The organism is Mycolicibacterium lacusdiani (assembly GCF_021916785.1).
Lineage (GTDB): Bacteria > Actinomycetota > Actinomycetes > Mycobacteriales > Mycobacteriaceae > Mycobacterium > Mycobacterium lacusdiani.
On sequence record NZ_JAKCFC010000005.1, the window covers coordinates 245,647 to 263,870 of the forward strand.

Annotated in this window: 16 protein-coding genes; 7 read left to right on the plus strand and 9 right to left on the minus strand. The window is 68.0% G+C overall.

The genetic code is table 11. From position 1 onward, the window contains the following. Positions 1-197 precede the first annotated feature (197 nt). The gene (locus LOK44_RS17665; RefSeq protein ID WP_237571391.1) at positions 198-1,514 is read left to right on the plus strand and encodes a UDP-glucose dehydrogenase family protein; all 1,317 of its coding nucleotides are present in this window, start codon (positions 198-200) and stop codon (positions 1,512-1,514) included. Between the two features lie 56 nt (positions 1,515-1,570). After that, entirely contained in the window at positions 1,571-2,503 is a 933-nt protein-coding gene (locus LOK44_RS17670; RefSeq protein WP_283817854.1) for a glycosyltransferase family 2 protein, read from the plus strand. Between the two features lie 11 nt (positions 2,504-2,514). On the opposite strand, the gene LOK44_RS17675 is transcribed toward LOK44_RS17670, so the two are convergent. The 6 genes from LOK44_RS17675 to LOK44_RS17700 form a co-directional block, all read right to left on the minus strand. Then, positions 2,515-3,309 carry an ABC transporter permease gene (locus LOK44_RS17675; RefSeq protein WP_237571392.1) on the minus strand — a complete coding sequence of 265 codons (795 nt, stop codon included), beginning with the start codon at positions 3,307-3,309 and terminating at the stop codon, positions 2,515-2,517. Beyond that, positions 3,306-4,043, minus strand: a complete 738-nt coding sequence (locus tag LOK44_RS17680; protein WP_308192763.1) for an ABC transporter permease — start codon at positions 4,041-4,043, stop codon at positions 3,306-3,308. The genes LOK44_RS17675 and LOK44_RS17680 overlap by 4 nt, the downstream gene beginning before the upstream one ends. Beyond that, a complete protein-coding gene (locus LOK44_RS17685; RefSeq protein WP_237571394.1) occupies positions 4,040-4,975 on the minus strand; it encodes an efflux ABC transporter ATPase subunit, DrrA-related in 936 nt (311 codons plus the stop codon). The genes LOK44_RS17680 and LOK44_RS17685 overlap by 4 nt, the downstream gene beginning before the upstream one ends. A gap of 106 nt (positions 4,976-5,081) precedes the next feature. Then, entirely contained in the window at positions 5,082-6,812 is a 1,731-nt protein-coding gene (locus tag LOK44_RS17690) for an AMP-binding protein (RefSeq protein WP_237571395.1), read from the minus strand. A 401-nt stretch (positions 6,813-7,213) separates the two neighbouring features. Next, a complete protein-coding gene (locus tag LOK44_RS17695) occupies positions 7,214-7,948 on the minus strand; it encodes a hypothetical protein (RefSeq protein WP_237571396.1) in 735 nt (244 codons plus the stop codon). Positions 7,949-7,992: 44 nt separating this feature from the next. Next, entirely contained in the window at positions 7,993-8,358 is a 366-nt protein-coding gene (locus LOK44_RS17700; RefSeq protein ID WP_237571397.1) for an XRE family transcriptional regulator, read from the minus strand. 151 nt (positions 8,359-8,509) lie between these two features. On the opposite strand from LOK44_RS17700, the gene LOK44_RS17705 reads away from it, so the two are divergent. Continuing rightward, positions 8,510-9,109, plus strand: a complete 600-nt coding sequence (locus LOK44_RS17705; protein WP_237571398.1) for a condensation domain-containing protein — start codon at positions 8,510-8,512, stop codon at positions 9,107-9,109. A gap of 299 nt (positions 9,110-9,408) precedes the next feature. Next, positions 9,409-12,591 (plus strand): isoleucine--tRNA ligase, encoded by a 3,183-nt coding sequence (gene ileS / locus LOK44_RS17710; protein WP_237571399.1) that lies wholly within the window; start codon positions 9,409-9,411, stop codon positions 12,589-12,591. 3 nt (positions 12,592-12,594) lie between these two features. Here ileS and LOK44_RS17715 read toward each other — a convergent pair whose 3' ends face one another. Further along, entirely contained in the window at positions 12,595-13,923 is a 1,329-nt protein-coding gene (locus LOK44_RS17715) for a hypothetical protein (RefSeq protein ID WP_237571400.1), read from the minus strand. A gap of 9 nt (positions 13,924-13,932) precedes the next feature. After that, positions 13,933-14,148 carry an RNA-binding S4 domain-containing protein gene (locus LOK44_RS17720; protein ID WP_237571401.1) on the minus strand — a complete coding sequence of 72 codons (216 nt, stop codon included), beginning with the start codon at positions 14,146-14,148 and terminating at the stop codon, positions 13,933-13,935. A gap of 52 nt (positions 14,149-14,200) precedes the next feature. Here LOK44_RS17720 and LOK44_RS17725 point away from each other — a divergent pair, with 52 nt between their 5' ends. Continuing rightward, positions 14,201-15,577, plus strand: coding sequence for a DNA polymerase IV (locus LOK44_RS17725; RefSeq protein WP_237571402.1), 1,377 nt, complete (start codon positions 14,201-14,203; stop codon positions 15,575-15,577). Between the two features lie 11 nt (positions 15,578-15,588). Here LOK44_RS17725 and LOK44_RS17730 read toward each other — a convergent pair whose 3' ends face one another. Then, a complete protein-coding gene (locus LOK44_RS17730; protein WP_237571403.1) occupies positions 15,589-16,533 on the minus strand; it encodes an asparaginase in 945 nt (314 codons plus the stop codon). 82 nt (positions 16,534-16,615) lie between these two features. Between LOK44_RS17730 and lspA the strand changes: the two genes are divergently transcribed. Together lspA and LOK44_RS17740 are read left to right on the plus strand one after the other, a co-directional pair. Continuing rightward, a complete protein-coding gene (gene lspA, locus LOK44_RS17735) occupies positions 16,616-17,281 on the plus strand; it encodes a signal peptidase II (protein ID WP_237571404.1) in 666 nt (221 codons plus the stop codon). An 8-nt stretch (positions 17,282-17,289) separates the two neighbouring features. Beyond that, positions 17,290-18,204 (plus strand): RluA family pseudouridine synthase, encoded by a 915-nt coding sequence (locus LOK44_RS17740; RefSeq protein ID WP_237571405.1) that lies wholly within the window; start codon positions 17,290-17,292, stop codon positions 18,202-18,204. The last annotated feature ends 20 nt before the right edge of the window (positions 18,205-18,224 follow it).

Sequence of the window (18,224 nt, forward strand, 5' to 3'; positions counted from 1 at the left end):
CGCGCGGCGTGATCGGTGTTCGCGCCGGCGCTGCTCTGGGTGCGTATCGGCGACACGCGGCAACGCCGCGTCGTGTGATGTACTGGCACCCGACGACTCGGCGACCGCGAACACGGTGCGTGACGTGCGCTGGGAGATAATCGACCGACGGCCCGTGCGTGGTCCGAACTCAATGGTAGAGCGTGGAGTTGAGCTGAATGAGAATGAGCGTGATTGGAACGGGCTACCTGGGTGCCGTTCACGCCGTCTGCATGGCGCACCTCGGGCACGACGTGGTGGCCTACGACACCGATGCCTCGAAGATCGACATGCTGTCGGCCGGCTCGTCGCCGTTCTACGAGCCGGGTTTCGACGAGCTGCTCGCCACCGTGCTGGCCACGGGGCGGCTGCGATTCACCAAGTCGCCCGCAGAGGCGGTGGCTGGCGCATCGGTGCACTTCGTGTGCGTCGGGACGCCGCAACTGCCAGGCTCTGATGCGGCCGACGTCCAGTACGTCGACGGGGCATTCCGGATGGTCGCCGAGAACGCCGACTGCGACGGTCTGATCGTCGGGAAGTCGACCGTGCCGGTCGGCACGGCGCAGCGCCTCGCGGCGGAACTCGCGACGTCGCCACTTGGTCTCGAACTGGCGTGGAATCCGGAGTTCCTTCGTGAGGGCAAGGCGATCGAGGACACGTTGCGGCCGGATCGGCTCGTCTTCGGCGTGACGTCCGAACATGCCGAGAAGACGTTGCAGGAGGTCTACGGCCCGATCATCGACGCCGGAACGCCCCACCTGACGTCGGATCTCGCGACGTCGGAATTGGTGAAGGTCGCTGCCAACGCCTTTCTGGCTACCAAGATCTCGTTCATCAACGCCATGGCCGAGGTATGCGATCTCGTCGACGCCGACGTCGTCACGCTCAGCCGCGCACTGGGGTACGACGACCGCATCGGCGCACGATTCCTCAACGCGGGCTTGGGCTTCGGCGGCGGATGCTTGCCGAAGGACATCCGCGCGTTCAGTGCCAGGGCAGGCGAGCTGGGTGCGTCGCACACGCTGAGGTTCCTGCACGAGGTCGACAAGATCAACATCCGTCAGCGCGAGAAGGCCGTCGAGGTGGCCCGCGCAGCCGTTGGCGGAGAGTTCCTCGGCAAGAGCATCGCGGTGCTGGGTGCCGCGTTCAAGCCCAACAGCGACGACGTCCGCGATTCGCCCGCGCTGAACGTGGCCGCAGCCATGCACCTCAAGGGTGCCGACGTGCGGGTCCACGACCCGAAGGCGATCGAGAATGCCAAGGCGCGGTTCCCGACGCTCGGTTACTTCGACAGCGCCGAAGCTGCCTGCAGGAACGTCGATCTGGTCGTGTTGGCGACTGAGTGGGAGGAATACTGCACCATCGATCCGGTGGCCTTCCGGTCGGTCGTGAGAGAGCCGCGGCTCCTCGACACCCGCAATGCGATCGACCGTCAGTACTGGTCCGACGCCGGATGGCAGATGTTCGGCCTCGGCCGTGGTGGACCGAAGGCCTGACGTAGGCCAGTTCGGCGGTGCCGGGCGATCAGCAGTCGCGACGAGGAGGGTGAGTCATGGTGGGGCAGACGATCGAGGTGATCATCCCGGTTCGGGACATGGCCGATCACCTACCGAAACTGCTCGTGCCCATACTCGATCAGCTCGCCGACGGTGATCGCGTGACCGTCGTCGACGATGCGTCCACCGACGACACCGCGGCAGCGGCGCGGTCGCTGGGCGCCAACGTCGTGGGGGTGACGAATGGTCGCGGCCCGTACTACGCCCGCCAGCTCGCCGCCAGCGAGTCCCGCGCCGACATCCTCCTCTTCACGGACGGGCGGTGCCGACCGTTGCCGGGGCTGCTCGACGCGCATCGCGAACTCCAGCAGCAGCCAGGAGTCACACTGTCCTGCACCAACGTTCGCACCGTGACCGGGCCCACCATCGCGGCACGGATGGCGGCCGCGATGCAGCCGTTCATGCTTCCCCGCGGGGGTGGGGCGATGAAGGCGACCATCGGGATGGTGCCGCCCAAGCCCGATTACTACCCGACGGCGAACCTCGGCATCGATCGGATCGCGTTCGCCAAGGTCGGTGGATTCAGGCAGATGCGTGGCGGTGGAGACCTCGACATCTGTTGGCGGATTCAGGAACAGGGGCTCGGGACGATAGGGACCGATACCCGCGTCCTGATGGAGTGGGAGCCGCGTACTGCGATGCGCGACATGGGTAGTCAGTGGAAGCGCTACGGGCACAGCAATGCCTACCTGCGCTGGGTGCACCGCAACGACGCCACGAGCAGGGGCGAGCACTCGTCGGCGCGCCTGTCGGCCGGTGAGGCCTGGACGACCGTGCGCGCCGAATTGGGGCGACCGGTGAGCGAACTGGCAGCCAATGCGTTGGTGGGCCTCGCGTTCCAGTACGGCTTCATCTCCGCATGGTTGAAACGATCGGAGTTCGAGATGCCCGTGCCCTTCGACGTGCTCCCGACATTGGACCGCGGGTAGCACCCGGCCGGTCAGCCGCCTAGCTTGCCGCCTTCGGCGGCAGTCCGATAGCCGCGAACCGTCATCGGCAGGAACAACGCTCCAATCACCAGCGCCCACAGCGCCGTCAGCACCACGGGCAGCCAGATCTCGCCGCCCGAGGACAGCGCACGCATCGCTGCCGCCGCAGGTGCGAGCGGTTGATACTCGGCGATGGGGCGCAGCAGCGCCGGAAGCTTCTCGACCGGAACGAGAGTCGCGAAGGCCAACCCCGTACACACGGTGTTGGTCCACATCAGGATGATGCGTCCCTGCGGTCGCAGCGCGAGCGTGATCACGATGGTGGCGAAGACCATGACGACGACGACGGGGATCAGCAGGTAGAGCAGCAGCCCGAAGGCGTTGCCGCCGAACCGGAAACCCATCGCGTACCCGATCGCCACGACGAGCGCGGACGCGACGAACGTGCGCACCGCCTCTGCGATCAGAGCGCCGGTCAACGGAGACGTTCGGTGTACCGGCATGATCCACAGCCGGGTGAGCAGACCGCTGTCCCTGTCGTAGGGCACCGCGAGCCCAGCGCCGACGGCGCCGGACATGGCGCCGGCCAGTGTGCAGACCGGTATCAACAGGTCCAGGCCGCTGTTTCCGGTGAGACGGGTCATGGACTTGCCGACCAGCACGCCGTAGATGATCAGCAACCCGGCGGGGAACAGCAGGGCCTGCATCGGAACCACGGGATACCGTCGCCACTGGACGAACAGTCGCCCGGCGAAGATCCAACTCTCGGCCAGCAGCGAATGCGATCGCTCGGACGTCGACGTCATGCCCTACGCCCTTGGATGCGAACGGCGATGGCGCCGAGCACGATCAGGAGACCGAGGCACCAGGCCAGGCTCGTCACGACGTTGCCGGTCTCGACCTGGCCGATGGTGAACCCGCGCAGCGTCTCGATGATCTGCGAGACCGGCTGATACTGGACGAAGGGGTGCAGCCAGTCGGGAAAGGCGTCGACCGGCGCGAGACCGGTCGACAACATCACCAGCAGCACCTGGGGGACCAACAGCAGTTGGCTGGCAACCTCGGTCCGCGCGGCCTTGTTGCCGGTCGCGTCCGCGCCGAGTGACAGCGCCAGTGTCAGCGTCAGCGACATCACGACGAACGCCGCGGCGTACCAGAAGCCGCTCGTCAGTCGAAAGCCGAAGAAGTACGCGCCCAGGACCGAGGCGGCCAGGGCCAGCACGCCGCGGATCAGGCAGTACGCCATCCGGGCCATCAGCGGGGTGTAGGGCGAGATGGGCAGGGTGCGCATCCGCGCACTGATACCGCTGATCTTGTCCCACGCCGCCCGATCCGTGGTGGTCAGTGCGCCGAACAGCATGGCCTGGACCACCATTGCGGGCAGGACGTACTGCGCGTAGCTCATCTGGCCGGTGGGTATGACGTCGCGCAGCAGGAACGTCAGCCCGACCAGACCGAGTATCGGCACCACGACGGCGAAGACGAGATCCAACCGACCGCGTCGCAACGTACGGGCCGTCAGAAGTGCGAATGCCGTCACGTCGACGTGGCCGGCGTGGTGGTGAGGTGCAGGAACACTTCGTCCAGCGAGGGGCGGCGCAGCGAGATGTCGAGGAGTTCGACGCCGAGTTCGTCCATCCGCCGAGCGATTTCGGACAAGGTGGCCACGCCCTGCTGTGCGGGCACGGACACCGAACTCGTCTCTGCGTCCACCTCGACCTCGGCGAAGTCGGCCAACGCGTTCGCAATCCGTGGCAGATCCTCGGGGTCCAATGCCGTCATCTGGCAGTAACTGCTGCCGGTCTGCCGCTTGAGTTCGTCTGCAGTGCCCTTCGCGACGATTTGACCCTGGTCGAGGATGACGATGGAATCGCTGAGGATGTCGGCTTCTTCGAGGTACTGGGTGGTCAACAGGACGGTGATGTCCTGAGCCGCCATACCGGACACCAGATTCCAGACGTCCCGCCGACTACGCGGGTCCAGTCCTGTCGTCGGCTCGTCGAGGAACAGCACCTTCGGTGGCACCACCAGCGACACCGCGATGTCGATGCGGCGCCGCATGCCGCCGGAGTAGCCGCTGACCTGCCGATCGGCGGCATGGGCCATGTCGAACTGCTGAATCAGTTCCTCAGCGCGTCCTCGCGCCGCGTCCCGGCGCAAACCGCGCAGCCGACCGAACAGCACCAGGTTCTCCCGGCCGGTGAGCCGGAGATCGAGCGCGGCGTCCTGGCCCGTGACGCCGATGTTGCGGCGGACCTCCGTCGGTTCACTGGCGACGTCGTAGCCGGCGACGATCGCTCGCCCTGACGACGGCTTCAACAGCGTCGAGAGGATGTTGACCGTAGTGGTCTTGCCGGCGCCGTTGTGGCCCAGCAACGCGCATACCGAGCCGGTGGGCACCGAGAAGCTCACGTCGCGCAGCGCGGGAACACTCTGGCCGAATGTCTTGGCGACATTGATGAGCTCGATCACGGGCTCACACGATACAGAGCGGTGACCGATCGTGGACCTGCGCTTGATCCCATGTGGCGGAGTCCAATCGTGCGTTGTCGGTGGGGGATCGACGCTGCGCCGGCAATCACGAATCCAGTCGGGCGAAGCGTCCCTCGCGGTACAGCTCGGCGGAGGCTTGCCTGCGGATCTTGCCGCTCGTGGTGATCGGGATTGAGCCGCGGCCCACGAACACCAGATCGGCTGCGTTGATCCCGTGCGCCTGCGAGATCGCAGAGATCACATCGCTCTTCACGCTGCGCAGGCGCTCCTGAGTCTCCTCGGGGGTGGCGCGCTCCTTCATCTCGATGATCGCCACGAGTTGTTCGGTGGTGCCGTCCTCCACCGAGATGGCAGCGACCCGACCGTTGGACACCGCGCTCACGGTCGCCTCGATGTCGTCGGGGTAGTGGTTGCGGCCGCGGACGATCAACATGTCCTTGATGCGGCCCATGATGAACAATTCGTCGTCGTCGATGAACCCGAGATCGCCTGTGCGCAACCACTTCTGCTCGTCGGCGGCATCGGACGATCCTGCGATCGCGCCACCGAAGGTGTGCTCGGTCTCCTCGGCCTTGTTCCAGTAGCCCGCGCACACGTTGTCGCCGCGGACCCAGATCTCGCCGATCCGTCCGGCAGGCGACTCCTGCCGGGTGTCCGGGTCGACGATGCGCAGAGCCGGCGACTGCGGCACGCCATAACTGATCAGGGACGTGCCGGTCGTACTGCGCTTGGCCATGCCGGCCGTGAGCTTCTCCGTGTCGAAGGTCACGACGACGGGAGGGACGGCCGGGTCGTCGGTGGCGACGAACAGGGTGGCCTCCGCGAGGCCGAACGACGGTCGGATCACCCGACCGGGGAATCCGAACTTGCCGAAGCGCTGCGTGAACCGCTTCACCGAAACGGGCTGCACGCGCTCCGCTCCGCAGATGATGGCCAGGACGTTGCTCATGTCGAGGCCGGTCAGGTCGTCGTCCGTCGTGCGCGCCGCGGCCAGGTCCAGCGCGAAGTTCGGGGCGGCCGTCAACGCGCGCCCCCTGGTCGCCATCTGCTGAATCCACCGCGCCGGGCGCTGCAGGAACGCGATCGGGCTCATCACGACCGAGTGCCAGCCGCCGAGGATCGGAGCGCAGATGCCGAGGATGAGTCCCATGTCGTGGTAGAAGGGCAGCCACGACACCGACGTCGTTCCCGGTGGTGGCACCTTGCCGTACTCGATGAGCAGCGCGGCGACCTGCTGCTCGAAGTTCGCGAACAGGTTCCGCTGGGACACCATGACGCCCGCGGGGGTGCGCGTGGACCCGGAGGTGTACTGCAGGTAGGCCGTGGCGGGCGGCGTCTCGCGCCGCGACGTCGATCGACGGCGCACGCTCAGGTCGAGTGCGTCGACCTCCATCACCACCGGTGCCGGGTTCCCGTCCTGGGACGTGGCGTAGCGCGCTACCGCGGCTGCGGTGTCCGACGTGGTGAGCAGAACGGTGGGTTGGGCGTCGCGCATCACGGCCGCCACCCGCTCGTCGTGCGAATCCGCCGACGGTGGCGAGAGCGGCACGGCGATGACGTTGGCCTCGAACGAGGCAAGGAAGCCGAGGATGTACGACATGTTCTGCGGCGCCAGGATCGCGACGCGGTCGCCGATCTGCGCGTGGGTGCGGATCTCGGCCGCCAGCGCGACGACCTGCTGCTGCAGTTGGGCCCACGTGAGCGTCTCCTCGACGCCCTCCCACTCCTGGTCGTAGTTCAGGAACGTGAATGCCGTGTCGTTCGGTTGAAGGCTGGCTCGCTCGCGAAGAATCGCGGGAATCGACGAGTCGAGCATGGATCTGGCCCTCTCTGCGGCGGAAGCTAAAGCGTTGTGTCGAGCTTAAGGAATGAAACCACGCGCTGCGCAGCATAGCGAAAACGACTTAGTCGCAGTGTGTTAGCTGAACCGGCTCTGTCAGGGCGGAATTCGAGCGGCCACGTTCGGCCCGCAAACTGACTGTTGTTCACCAAGTTTCGATACCTTTCGGCGGATTGGACATGCGCTAGGTGGACATCGGCGTCCGAACAGGGCTTCGTCCGCCTTGAGATCGGAAACGGTTCGGCTCGGCGGCGGCTCGTGACGGTAGCCAGCACCCGTATCGGTTCACGACGCGCGGGAAGGGCTCGTCTCCGGCGATGGCGATGGGCGATCGTCGCCGACGGCGACTCAGCTACCCGTTGGCGGAAGCCGGAACGTCAGCGATCGGCCGTCGAGAACCACTTGGTCTTGATGCGCCATGAATGCGCGGAGGTCAGTGCGAATGCCGCGCCGCACATGCAGGCGAAGATCCAGACCAGCGTGCCGTTCTCGACCGGCTGCAGCGCCGGTACGAAGGAGGTGACGATGCGCACGACGCAGGCCATGATCCCGCAGAACGACGCGAACAGGTAGATGTTCGCGATCTTGCGCGAGCGTGGGTCCTTGCGCAGGATCAGCAGGGCTCGGGAGCCGTATCCGAGCAGGTAGATCAGCGTGCCGCAGAGCAGCACCCAGTAGGAGCCGAGCCAGAAGTCGGTCGGCACCTTGAAGAAGTCGGGGCGGTAGATCGCGGCACCGTTGCCCAGCGAGAAGGCGACCAGCAGGAGAGGAATGCAGATGGTGGCGGGGAGTTCGACGTACTGCTTGAACGTCCGCTGCAGCGCATGGTCGTCCTGCAAACGGCCGAGTGCGTTGTAGACGACGGCCGACGCGGCGACGATGTAGAGGTCGTGGCCGAGGTAGTCCTCGAGGTTCCACTTGCCCGTCAAAGCGTGCAGCCAGTGGCCGAGCGTCTCCGACGCCAGCGGCGACATCAGCAGCACTGCACCGCCCTGAAGTGCGACGTTGAGCGTCGCGGCGACTTCCCAGCGGCAGGACCACGTCACCCGGCGAATCCACAAACTCCATGCCACACACGCGATCGTGATCGCGATGAGTACTGCAAGGGCCATGGAATTCGCCTTCGAGCGGAATTGCTGTTCAGCAAAGCCTATCGCTAAAGCGGCGGCGCGTCTTGCCGTGGCACCAACTGCGACAACTTCTGTCGCCGAACGGTGCGTTGTGAAGTAACTGGCTCGGTGACGGTGGCCACGGTGAGCGGGGCGGAGTCGAGATAGCTCCAGACCTCTTCGCGGCTCATCAGGCCGAACCGAACCTGCAGGTCGGGATAGCTGAGGTCGAAGCGGTCCGCCACCCGCCGCAACTCCTCGGCGTTCGGGTAGTCCGGCTCCTTGATGCGTCGGTAATACGTGCTGCTCGACGTGCCCAAGGCGTCATAAATCGCCTTGGCGTCGATGTCGCCATCCAGCAGGTAGTCGAGCAGTGCCTTCAGCTGCCGGCCGTTCTCATCCGTGCGGGGCATCGCTACACCATAGCTGGCCATCCCGGATTTGGGCAGCGCGAGCCAGATCCTGGAGTGGTTGCTCTTAATTGACATGGTCGTCACGGTTTTGGCAGAGGTATCCCAATTCTGGGAATGACCCTGTACCGTTCCCCGCATGATGTGCGCAAACATGCAGCTGACTGATTACGACGCCGACGGCCGGCCGGTGCGCGACGACCTCGCGCGGCACACAGCGACCCTGTCCGATGTCCTCACCATGGAACTCGACGGGGCGTGCGCCGCGCTCGGGCTGACGGCGGAGGAAGTCCTGCTCGCCGCGCTCGGTCGTGCCATCGACCGGACCGTCGGGGCCGGTGTCGTCGCCGTCGACCTCACGGGGATCGGGACCTCGGTGCACCCGGTGGCCCTGTCGTGCGCAGGCCCGTCGGTCCTCCCGGCAACCGACATGCTCGCGTCCGTGCACCATGCCGTCGCCGCTCTCTCGCTGCATCGCGCGCTGCACGAGTTCGCCGACCACGTCGCCGTCGCCAACGTGCTGCTCGCGGTTGACGACGTCACCCCCGGCCCGGCCGGCTGGGGACACGGTCTCGAGTTGCACGCACGCCGCCGCGACGGCGTCGTGGTGCTCGAGTGGTGGTACGACGCGCGCAGCTTCGAGCCCTACACGATCGAGGAACTCGCCGAGCAGCTGCCACTCGCGCTCATCGAACTGACCTCCGAGGCATCGGCGCCCATCTTGATCAGCGCCGAACTCGCGATGTCCTACTAGTCACCTCGCGACCAGTTGGGAACCCGACGTCACGAGTGCCTAGAATCTGGGAGTGCCTAGAATTCAGGCACGCGGCGTCGATCCGGCCATCACCGGGGAGTCTTCGGAAGAACCGCGCTTCTCCGAGCGCTCAGTAGAACCGAACGGGTGGGCCCGTCATCGCCTCCACGAGCGGCGCACCTGGTGCGCAAGCGGGGTGGTACCGCGGTGTTCGCGCACGTGCGCGACGTCGTCCCCGTGCCTGAACCTTCGGCTTCCGAGGCCGTTGGCCTCAATTCGGCACAGGAGACGACGCACCAGTGAGCGCTTACCCAAAGCCTGCCGGCGGCACGCCGGACTTTCCCGCGCTGGAACTCGACGTGCTCGAGTTCTGGGCCGCCGACGACACCTTCCGCGCCAGCATCGACCGACGCGACGGTGCGCAGGAGTACGTCTTCTACGACGGGCCGCCGTTCGCGAACGGCCTCCCGCACTACGGGCATCTGCTGACCGGCTACGTCAAGGACATCGTGCCGCGCTACCGGACGATGCGCGGTTACAAGGTCGAACGCCGATTCGGCTGGGACACCCACGGCCTGCCCGCCGAACTGGAGGTGCAACGCCAACTCGGCATCACCGACAAGGCCCAGATCGACGAGATGGGCATCGAGAAGTTCAACGACGCGTGCCGGGCGTCGGTGTTGAAGTACACCGGTGAGTGGCGCGACTACGTGACCCGCCAGGCCCGCTGGGTGGACTTCGACAACGACTACAAGACGCTGGACCCCGGCTTCATGGAGTCGGTGATCTGGGCGTTCAAGCAGTTGTGGGACAAGGGTCTGGCGTACGAGGGCAACCGCGTCCTGCCGTACTGCTGGAACGACGAGACCCCGTTGTCGAGCCACGAGCTGCGCATGGACGACGACGTCTACCAGAGCAGGCAGGATCCTGCGCTGACGGTCGGGTTCCGGATCGCCGACGAGCGCTTGCGCGAGGAGCGCGACCGAGGAAATGGCGAGGCGGCGGATGCCGACCTCGACGGCGCGTACCTACTGGTCTGGACGACGACGCCGTGGACGCTGCCGTCCAATCAGGCCGTCGCGGTCAATCCGGAGGTCGTGTACGCGGTGGTCGAGGCAGACGGTCGTCGTCTGGTCATCGCCCAGTCCCGGCTCGGGGCGTACGCGCGCGAACTCGGCGATGAGCCGACCGTGGTCGCCACCTACACCGGGCACCAGCTGCTCGGCCTGCGCTACCTGCCCCCGTTCCCGTACTTCGTGGACTCCGAGCAGGCTGCCAACGCCTTTCAGGTGTTGCCCGCCGAGTTCGTCAGCACCGAGGACGGCACCGGGCTCGTGCACATGTCGCCTGCCTACGGCGAGGACGACAAGGCCACTGCGGACGCCGCGGGCATCGTCGCGGTGACCCCGGTCGACGCCAAGGGGCGGTTCGACGCGACCGTGCCCGACTACGTCGGCCTGCAGGTGTTCGAGGCGAACCCCGACATCATTCGCGACCTCAAGAACGGCACCGGACCGGCCGCGGTGAACGCGCCGCTGCTTTTGCGGCACGAGACCTACGAGCACTCCTACCCGCACTGCTGGCGGTGCCGGAATCCGCTGATATACCGCGCCGTCTCGTCGTGGTTCGTCAAGGTGACTGCATTCCGGGACCGCATGGTCGAGCTGAACCAGCAGATCACCTGGTACCCCGAACACGTGAAGGACGGGCAGTTCGGCAAGTGGCTGGCCGGCGCACGCGACTGGTCGATCTCGCGAAACCGGTACTGGGGCACGCCGATCCCGGTGTGGAAGTCCGACGACCCCGCCTACCCGCGCATCGACGTCTACGGCAGCCTCGACGAGCTGGAGCGCGACTTCGGCGTACGGCCGGACGATCTGCACCGTCCCTTCATCGACGAGCTGACTCGACCCAACCCCGACGACCCCACCGGTAGATCGACGATGCGCCGCATCGAGGACGTCCTCGACGTGTGGTTCGACTCGGGGTCGATGCCTTATGCGCAGGTGCACTACCCGTTCGAGAACCGGGACTGGTTCGACGGATCCGGGAGCGAGAAGGCGCACTTCCCAGGCGACTTCATCGTCGAGTACATCGGCCAGACGCGCGGGTGGTTCTACACCCTGCACGTGCTGGCCACCGCACTGTTCGACCGACCGGCGTTCGAGACGTGCGTCGCCCACGGCATCGTGCTGGGCAACGACGGCCAGAAGATGAGCAAGTCGCTGCGCAACTACCCCGACGTCAGCGAGGTGTTCGACCGCGACGGGTCCGACGCGATGCGGTGGTTCCTGATGGCGTCGCCGATCCTGCGCGGCGGCAACCTCGTCGTCACCGAGCAGGGCATCCGCGACGGGGTCCGGCAGGTGCTGCTGCCGTTCTGGAATGCCTACACGTTCCTGTCGCTGTACGCGCCGAAGAAGGGCACCTGGCGGACCGATTCGCCGCACGTCCTGGACCGGTACGTGCTCGCCAAGCTCGCCGTGCTGCGCGACGACCTAACGGCCTCGCTCGACGTCTGCGACATCTCCGTCGCCTGTGACCAGCTGCGGCAGTTCACCGAGGCCCTGACCAATTGGTATGTGCGCCGGTCACGTTCGCGGTTCTGGGAGGAGGACCCCGATGCGATCGACACCCTGCACACCGTCCTCGAGGTGACCGGCAGGCTCGCGGCGCCACTGCTGCCGTTGGTCGCCGAGGTGATCTGGCGGGGCGTCACCGCGCAACGATCCGTGCACCTGACCGACTGGCCGGAACCCGGTGTGGTGCCTGCGGACCCAGAACTGGTGGCCGCCATGGACCAGGTTCGCGACGTCTGCTCGGCCGGGTCGTCACTGCGCAAGGCCAAGAAGCTGCGGGTGCGGTTGCCGTTGCCCAAATTGACCGTGGCCGTTGAGGATCCGGAGCGGTTGTGTCCGTTCGTCGACCTCATCGCCGACGAACTGAACGTCAAGACCGTCGAGCTGACCGACGACATCCCGGCCTACGGCCGCTTCGAACTCACGGTCAACGCACGTGCTGCGGGACCACGGATCGGCAAGGACGTGCAGGCGGCGATCAAGGCCGTCAAGTCCGGTCAGGGCGTCGTCAACGCCGACGGCACGCTGACGGCAGGCCCGGCGACACTGCTGCCCGAGGAGTACAGCTCGCGGCTCGTCGCGGCCGACCCCGACTTCACCGCAGCGCTACCCGACGGCGCCGGACTGGTGGTGCTCGACGGCGAGGTCACCCCCGAACTCGAGGCCGAGGGCTGGGCCAAGGACCGGATCCGCGAACTGCAGGATCTACGCAAGTCGTCGGGTCTCGACGTGTCCGACCGCATCCGCGTCGTCGTCGCGGTGCCCGGCGAACGCGAGGAGTGGGCGCGCACGCACGCCGACCTGATCGCCAAGGAGATCCTGGCCACCAGCTTCGACTTCGGTGACCCGGTCGACGGCACCGAGATCGGCGACGGCGTCAGGGTTTCGTTGGTGAAGGCGTGACGGTCATTCGACGATGCCGGTGAGCTGCATGTCGGACATCGCCTGACCGACCGAGTCGCGCAGGGCTGCACGGGTGTTCGTTCCGCCGGGCACCCATCCGGCCACCGACACCGACATGCGGCCGTGAAGGCGCGTGCAGCCCAGGAAGAGTGAACCGCCCATCCGGTCGAGGACCTTCGTCGTGACCTTCGGCTCGATCAGCCTGGCAGCGAAGTAGTCGGCATCGGTACCGTCGGGGCGGTTGACCTCCGCCGCGAACTCGCCGAGGTTCGAGCATCCGATCGGACTGCCCACCTGCTGCACCATGCCCTCGAGGCGGCGCACCAGCGGCGCCGGGGTCAGCGGTACCAGCGCCAGGGGGCCGAGCAGTTCGTTGGGCGCCTCGGCCAGCGCGGTCAACGCCCGCTTGATGTCTCGACGCAGATCGGCGAGGTCGGTGACGACCTTTGCGGGGTCGGCGACGACCGACGCCTCGGTGAGCGCGTTGGCGCGGGTGTCACCGGGTGCGCGCTCGCTGACGGGCAGCGACAGCCTGACGAACCCGTCGTCGCCCACCCGGCCGAGGAGCTGCCCGAGCCGGGCTCCGAAACCGGCGAACAACGCATTGCTGGTGCCGTTGAGGCTCTTTGCCCGCTCGTCCCAGTGCTCGAGGTCGATGAACACCGTCGCGTTGGGCACGACGATCTCCTCGGCCGTCCCGCGTCCCCGCTGCTTGGAACCCGACTTGGCCGACGTCGCCAGATTCTCGCGCTCCGCCCGCGCCACGCGAGCGGCCGACGCCACCGCCCTGGCCATGTCCGGCACGTCCCGCACGGTCTGCCGGGCGTCCTCCCGCACCGACCGCGCCCGGGTACGGGAACCCGGCGGCGGGTAGCCGAGGTCGCGCCGCACGCCACTCACAGCGTCGGAGATCGCCATGTGGATCGCCATCGCGTCGCCGACCGAATGCGACACGACCAGCGTCACCGCCGCCCCGCCGTTGGTGAGGGGCTGCACGCCGAGATGCCACGACGGACCGGCCTGCGGGTCGATGGGGACCCGGACGCGCTCGTCGGCCCACAGCCAGACGTCCTCGCGGCGACGGTCCTCGGCCGCGATCTCGATGGCCGCGGGACCCGGTGCGGCGACCCACCTGTCGCGGCCGAAGGGCAGCGGCGAACGCTCGATGCGCCTGCCCAGCAGGCCGAATCCGAGGTTGGCGTGGAACCGCCGCAGCCCCTGCAAGTCGATCGGACGGTCGTAGATCCAGGTGAATTGAATCAGCGGGCCGCGGCCCAGTGCCCTCAGCGCGAGGAACGAGCCCTGGTCGATGTAGGCGAGCGTGTTGTCCACGCGGTCATGCTATGCACGGGCCACCCGCGCCGTGGACCCGCCGATGGTCACCTCGTCACCGGGGTGCAGCTGGCGGCCGCGGCGCACCTCGATCTCGCCATTGACCGTGACGAGACCGTCGGCGATCGCAGCCTTCGCGTCCGAACCGCTGTCGATGAGCGACGACAGCTTCAGGAACTGGCCCAGACGGATGGATTCGTCGCCGATCGGCACGTCGTGGTCCATGGCCGTCAGGCTAGTCCCGGGCAAGTCGGCAATGGCCTCTAGCATCGCCACCATGGACGGCCGCTGGGTCCTGCACTTCGACATGGACGCGTTCTTCGCCTCCGTCGAGCAGCTGACGCGTCCGACGCTGCGGGGCAGGCCCGTGCTCGTCGGCGGACTCGGCGGACGCGGGGTGGTCGCCGGGGCCAGTTACGAGGCAAGGGTGTTCGGCGCCAGGTCGGCAATGCCGATGCACCAGGCGCGCAGGCAAGTCGGTGCCGCAGCGGTGGTGCTGCCTCCGCGCGGCGTCGTCTACGGCGTCGCCAGCCGCAGGGTCCTCGAGACGGTGCGGGCAGTGGTTCCCGTCCTCGAACAGCTCTCCTTCGACGAGGCGTTCGGGGAGCCCGCCGAACTGGTCGGTGCCACCGCGGCCGAGGTGGAGGCGTTCTGCGAGGACCTGCGCGCCAGGGTGCGGTCGGAGACCGGCCTCGTGGCGTCGGTGGGCGCGGGCTCGGGCAAGCAGATCGCGAAGATCGCCTCCGACCTCGCCAAGCCCGACGGTGTCCGCGTGGTGGACCGATCCACCGAGAAGGCCGTGCTCGCCGGCCTGCCGGTGCGGCGGCTGTGGGGGATCGGACCGGTCGCCGAGGACCGTCTGCACCGGCTGGGCATCGACACCATCGGTGCCCTTGCGGCACTTGCGGATTCGGAGGTGGCCGACGTACTCGGCGGAACCGTCGGGCCTGCGCTGCACCGGTTGGCCCAGGGGATCGACGATCGTCCCGTCGCCGAGCGGTCGAGTTCCAAGCAGATCAGCTCGGAGTCCACCTTCCCGGAGGACCTCACCACGATCGGCCAGCTCCGCGAGGCCGTCGGCCCGATCGGCGACCACGCGCACGGGCGTCTGCTCCGCGACGGCCGCGGCGCGCGCACGGTGACCGTCAAGATGAAGAAGTCCGACATGAGCACGCTCACCCGGTCCGCCACGCTCCCGTACGCCACCGACGACGCGGCCACGCTGACCGCCACGGCCAGGCGGCTACTGCTCGATCCGATCGAGGTGGGGCCCATCCGACTGCTCGGCGTCGGCTTCTCGGGACTGTCGGACGTGCAGCAGGAGTCACTGTTCCCCGACCTCGAGCAGACCCTCGAGACCGCCGATGGCGTGCCCGCCACCCACGAAGCGGCGACGGCGTCCTCCTCGGCGTCTGCGTTCGCCGCCGCGGCGTGGCGGATCGGCGACGACGTGACGCACGAGTCCTACGGCCACGGCTGGGTGCAGGGAGCCGGTCACGGCGTGATGACCGTGCGGTTCGAGACGCGGGGCACGGGTCCCGGCCCTGCTCGCACGATGCCCGTCGACACACCCGAGGTGCGGCGCGCCAATCCCGTCGACAGCCTCGACTGGCTGGACTTCGTCGGTGCGCTCACCGACGACGACCAGTCCTAACCGACCAGCCCCTAGCCGGCCGGCAACTCGCCCCACTCGGCGAAGACGTCGCCGACGTGCGCGCCGGAGGCCAGCGCGGCCATCAGCAGCACGCGCGCCTGCGGTGTCCGCAGCATCGGCACCGGGACTGCGCCCGCCTCGGCAAGTGCCAGCCCGGGGCCGTACCGCGCGGACACCCTGGCCCCCGGCACGCGGGTGCTGACGACCACGGTCACGCCCCGGGCGGTGGCACGCCGGACGCCGTCGACCACGTCCGGCCCGGCGTTGCCCGCGCCCATCGCCTCGAGCACGATGCCGCGCGCCCCAGCGGCCAGGCAGGCATCGAGCGCCACCGCGTCACTGCCTGCGTAGGTCGCCACCACGTCGACGCGCGGCGGCGGCCCGGCGAGGTCGTCGGCGAACGACGGCCGCCGCTTGGCCCGGTCGAGCACGACACCGTCGTGCGACGCCGACCCGAGGGCGATGCCGGTGAACCCCGATCCGGTCTTGGTCAACCCCAGCGGCTGCCACACGGTGCCCGCCATGCACACCGTGACGCCGGTGCCCGTGGCGAGCGAGTCGCCGGCCACCGCCAGCGCGTCGCGCAGGTTGCCGGGACCGTCGGCGTCGGGGGCGTCGGCGCTGCGCATCGCACCGGTGAGCACGACGGGCTCTGGCCCGCGGTGGACCAGGTCGAGCCACAGCGCGGTCTCCTCCATGGTGTCGGTGCCGTGCGTGACGACCACCCCGTGCGCACCATCGCCGATGGCCGAGGCCACGGCACGGCCGATCCGGTGCCACTCGGGCGGACCGATCTCCGAGGAATCCAGTGCCAGCAGGTCGACGACCCGACGATCCGCGGCGGTGCCCGCGGTCGACAGCAGATCCGTGCCGCCATGGGTTGGCCGCGCCACTCCGTCGGCGTCGGTACTGGTGGCGATGGTGCCGCCGGTGGTGACGACGACGACGCGGCTCATGCCAGACGGATTCGGTGGCACGGTTCGCACGCTTGTCTCATGCGCCGATTGTTCACCACGACGTCTTTGGGATGATGGGAGCGTGACTGATGAAACGTCGGGTTCGGTGGAGCCCGTGACCGCGGACGGGGACCCCGTACCGCCGTCGCCCCGCCGTCGCCTGCGCCTCCTGCTGTCGGTCGCTCTGGTGGTACTCGCGCTCGACGTGGTGACCAAGGTGCTGGCGGTCAGGCTGCTGACGCCCGGCCAACCCGTCTCGATCATCGGCGACACCGTCACCTGGACCCTGGTGCGCAACTCGGGCGCGGCGTTCTCGATGGCCACCGGCTACACCTGGGTGCTGACCCTGGTCGCGACCGGCGTCGTGTTCGGCATCGTGTGGATGGGCCGCCGGCTGGTGTCCCCGTGGTGGGCGCTGGGGCTCGGCATGATCCTGGGCGGCGCGCTGGGCAATCTGGTGGACAGGTTCTTCCGGTCGCCGGGACCGCTGCGCGGACACGTCGTCGACTTCCTGTCGATCGGGTGGTGGCCGGTGTTCAACGTCGCCGATCCCGCAGTCGTCGGGGGAGCGATCCTGCTCGTGGGACTGTCGTTGTTCGGCTTCGACTTCGACACCGACGGACGGCGTCCGGCTGATGAGGTAGACGGACGGCGTCCGTCCGATGAGGTAGAGACCTCGGCGCCCGCACCGGTCGTCGACGAGCCGGGCACCGGTGCCGCATCGGACGAATCCGACACCACCCGATGACCCGGTCGATGCCGGTCCCGGAGGGGCTGGCCGGGATGCGCGTCGACGCGGGTCTGGCGCGACTGCTCGGGCTGTCCCGAACCGTCGTCGCGACGTTGGCCGAGGACGGCGGGATAGCCGTCGACGGCGTCCCGGTCGGCAAGTCCGAGCGCTTGACCGCGGGCGCCTGGCTCGAGGTCACGTTGCCCGAACCGCCTGCGCCGCCGGAGAATCCGACCGTCGACGTCGAGGGCATGACGATCCTCTACTCCGATGACGACATCGTGGCCGTCGACAAGCCCGCGGGCGTGGCAGCGCATGCCTCGGTCGGCTGGACCGGACCCACCGTCCTCGGCGGCCTTGCTGCCGCCGGGTACCGGATCACGACGTCGGGCGTCCACGAGCGCCAGGGGATCGTGCACCGTCTGGACGTCGGCACCTCCGGGGTGATGGTCGTTGCGATCTCGGAGCGGGCGTACACGCTGATGAAGCGGGCGTTCAAGCAACGCACGGTCGACAAGCGGTACCACGCCCTGGTGCAAGGGCATCCCGACCCGTCCAGCGGGACCATCGACGCCCCCATCGGCAGGCACCGGGGAAACGACTGGAAGTTCGCCGTGACCGAGAACGGTCGAGACAGCGTCACGCACTACGACACGGTCGAGGCGTTCGCCTCCGCGAGCCTGTTGGACATCCACCTGGAGACCGGCCGGACGCATCAGATCCGGGTCCACTTCGCGGCGCTGCACCATCCCTGCTGTGGCGACCTGACCTACGGCGCCGATCCGACGATCGCGAAGCGGCTCGGCCTGGAACGGCAATGGCTGCACGCGCGCTCGCTGGCCTTCGCCCACCCTGCCGACGGCCGTCGCATCGAGATCACCAGCCCGTACCCGGCGGACCTGAGCCACGCGTTGGACGTGCTGCGCCGGCACCAGTCGTGACCGCGGACGCCGCAGCGGCG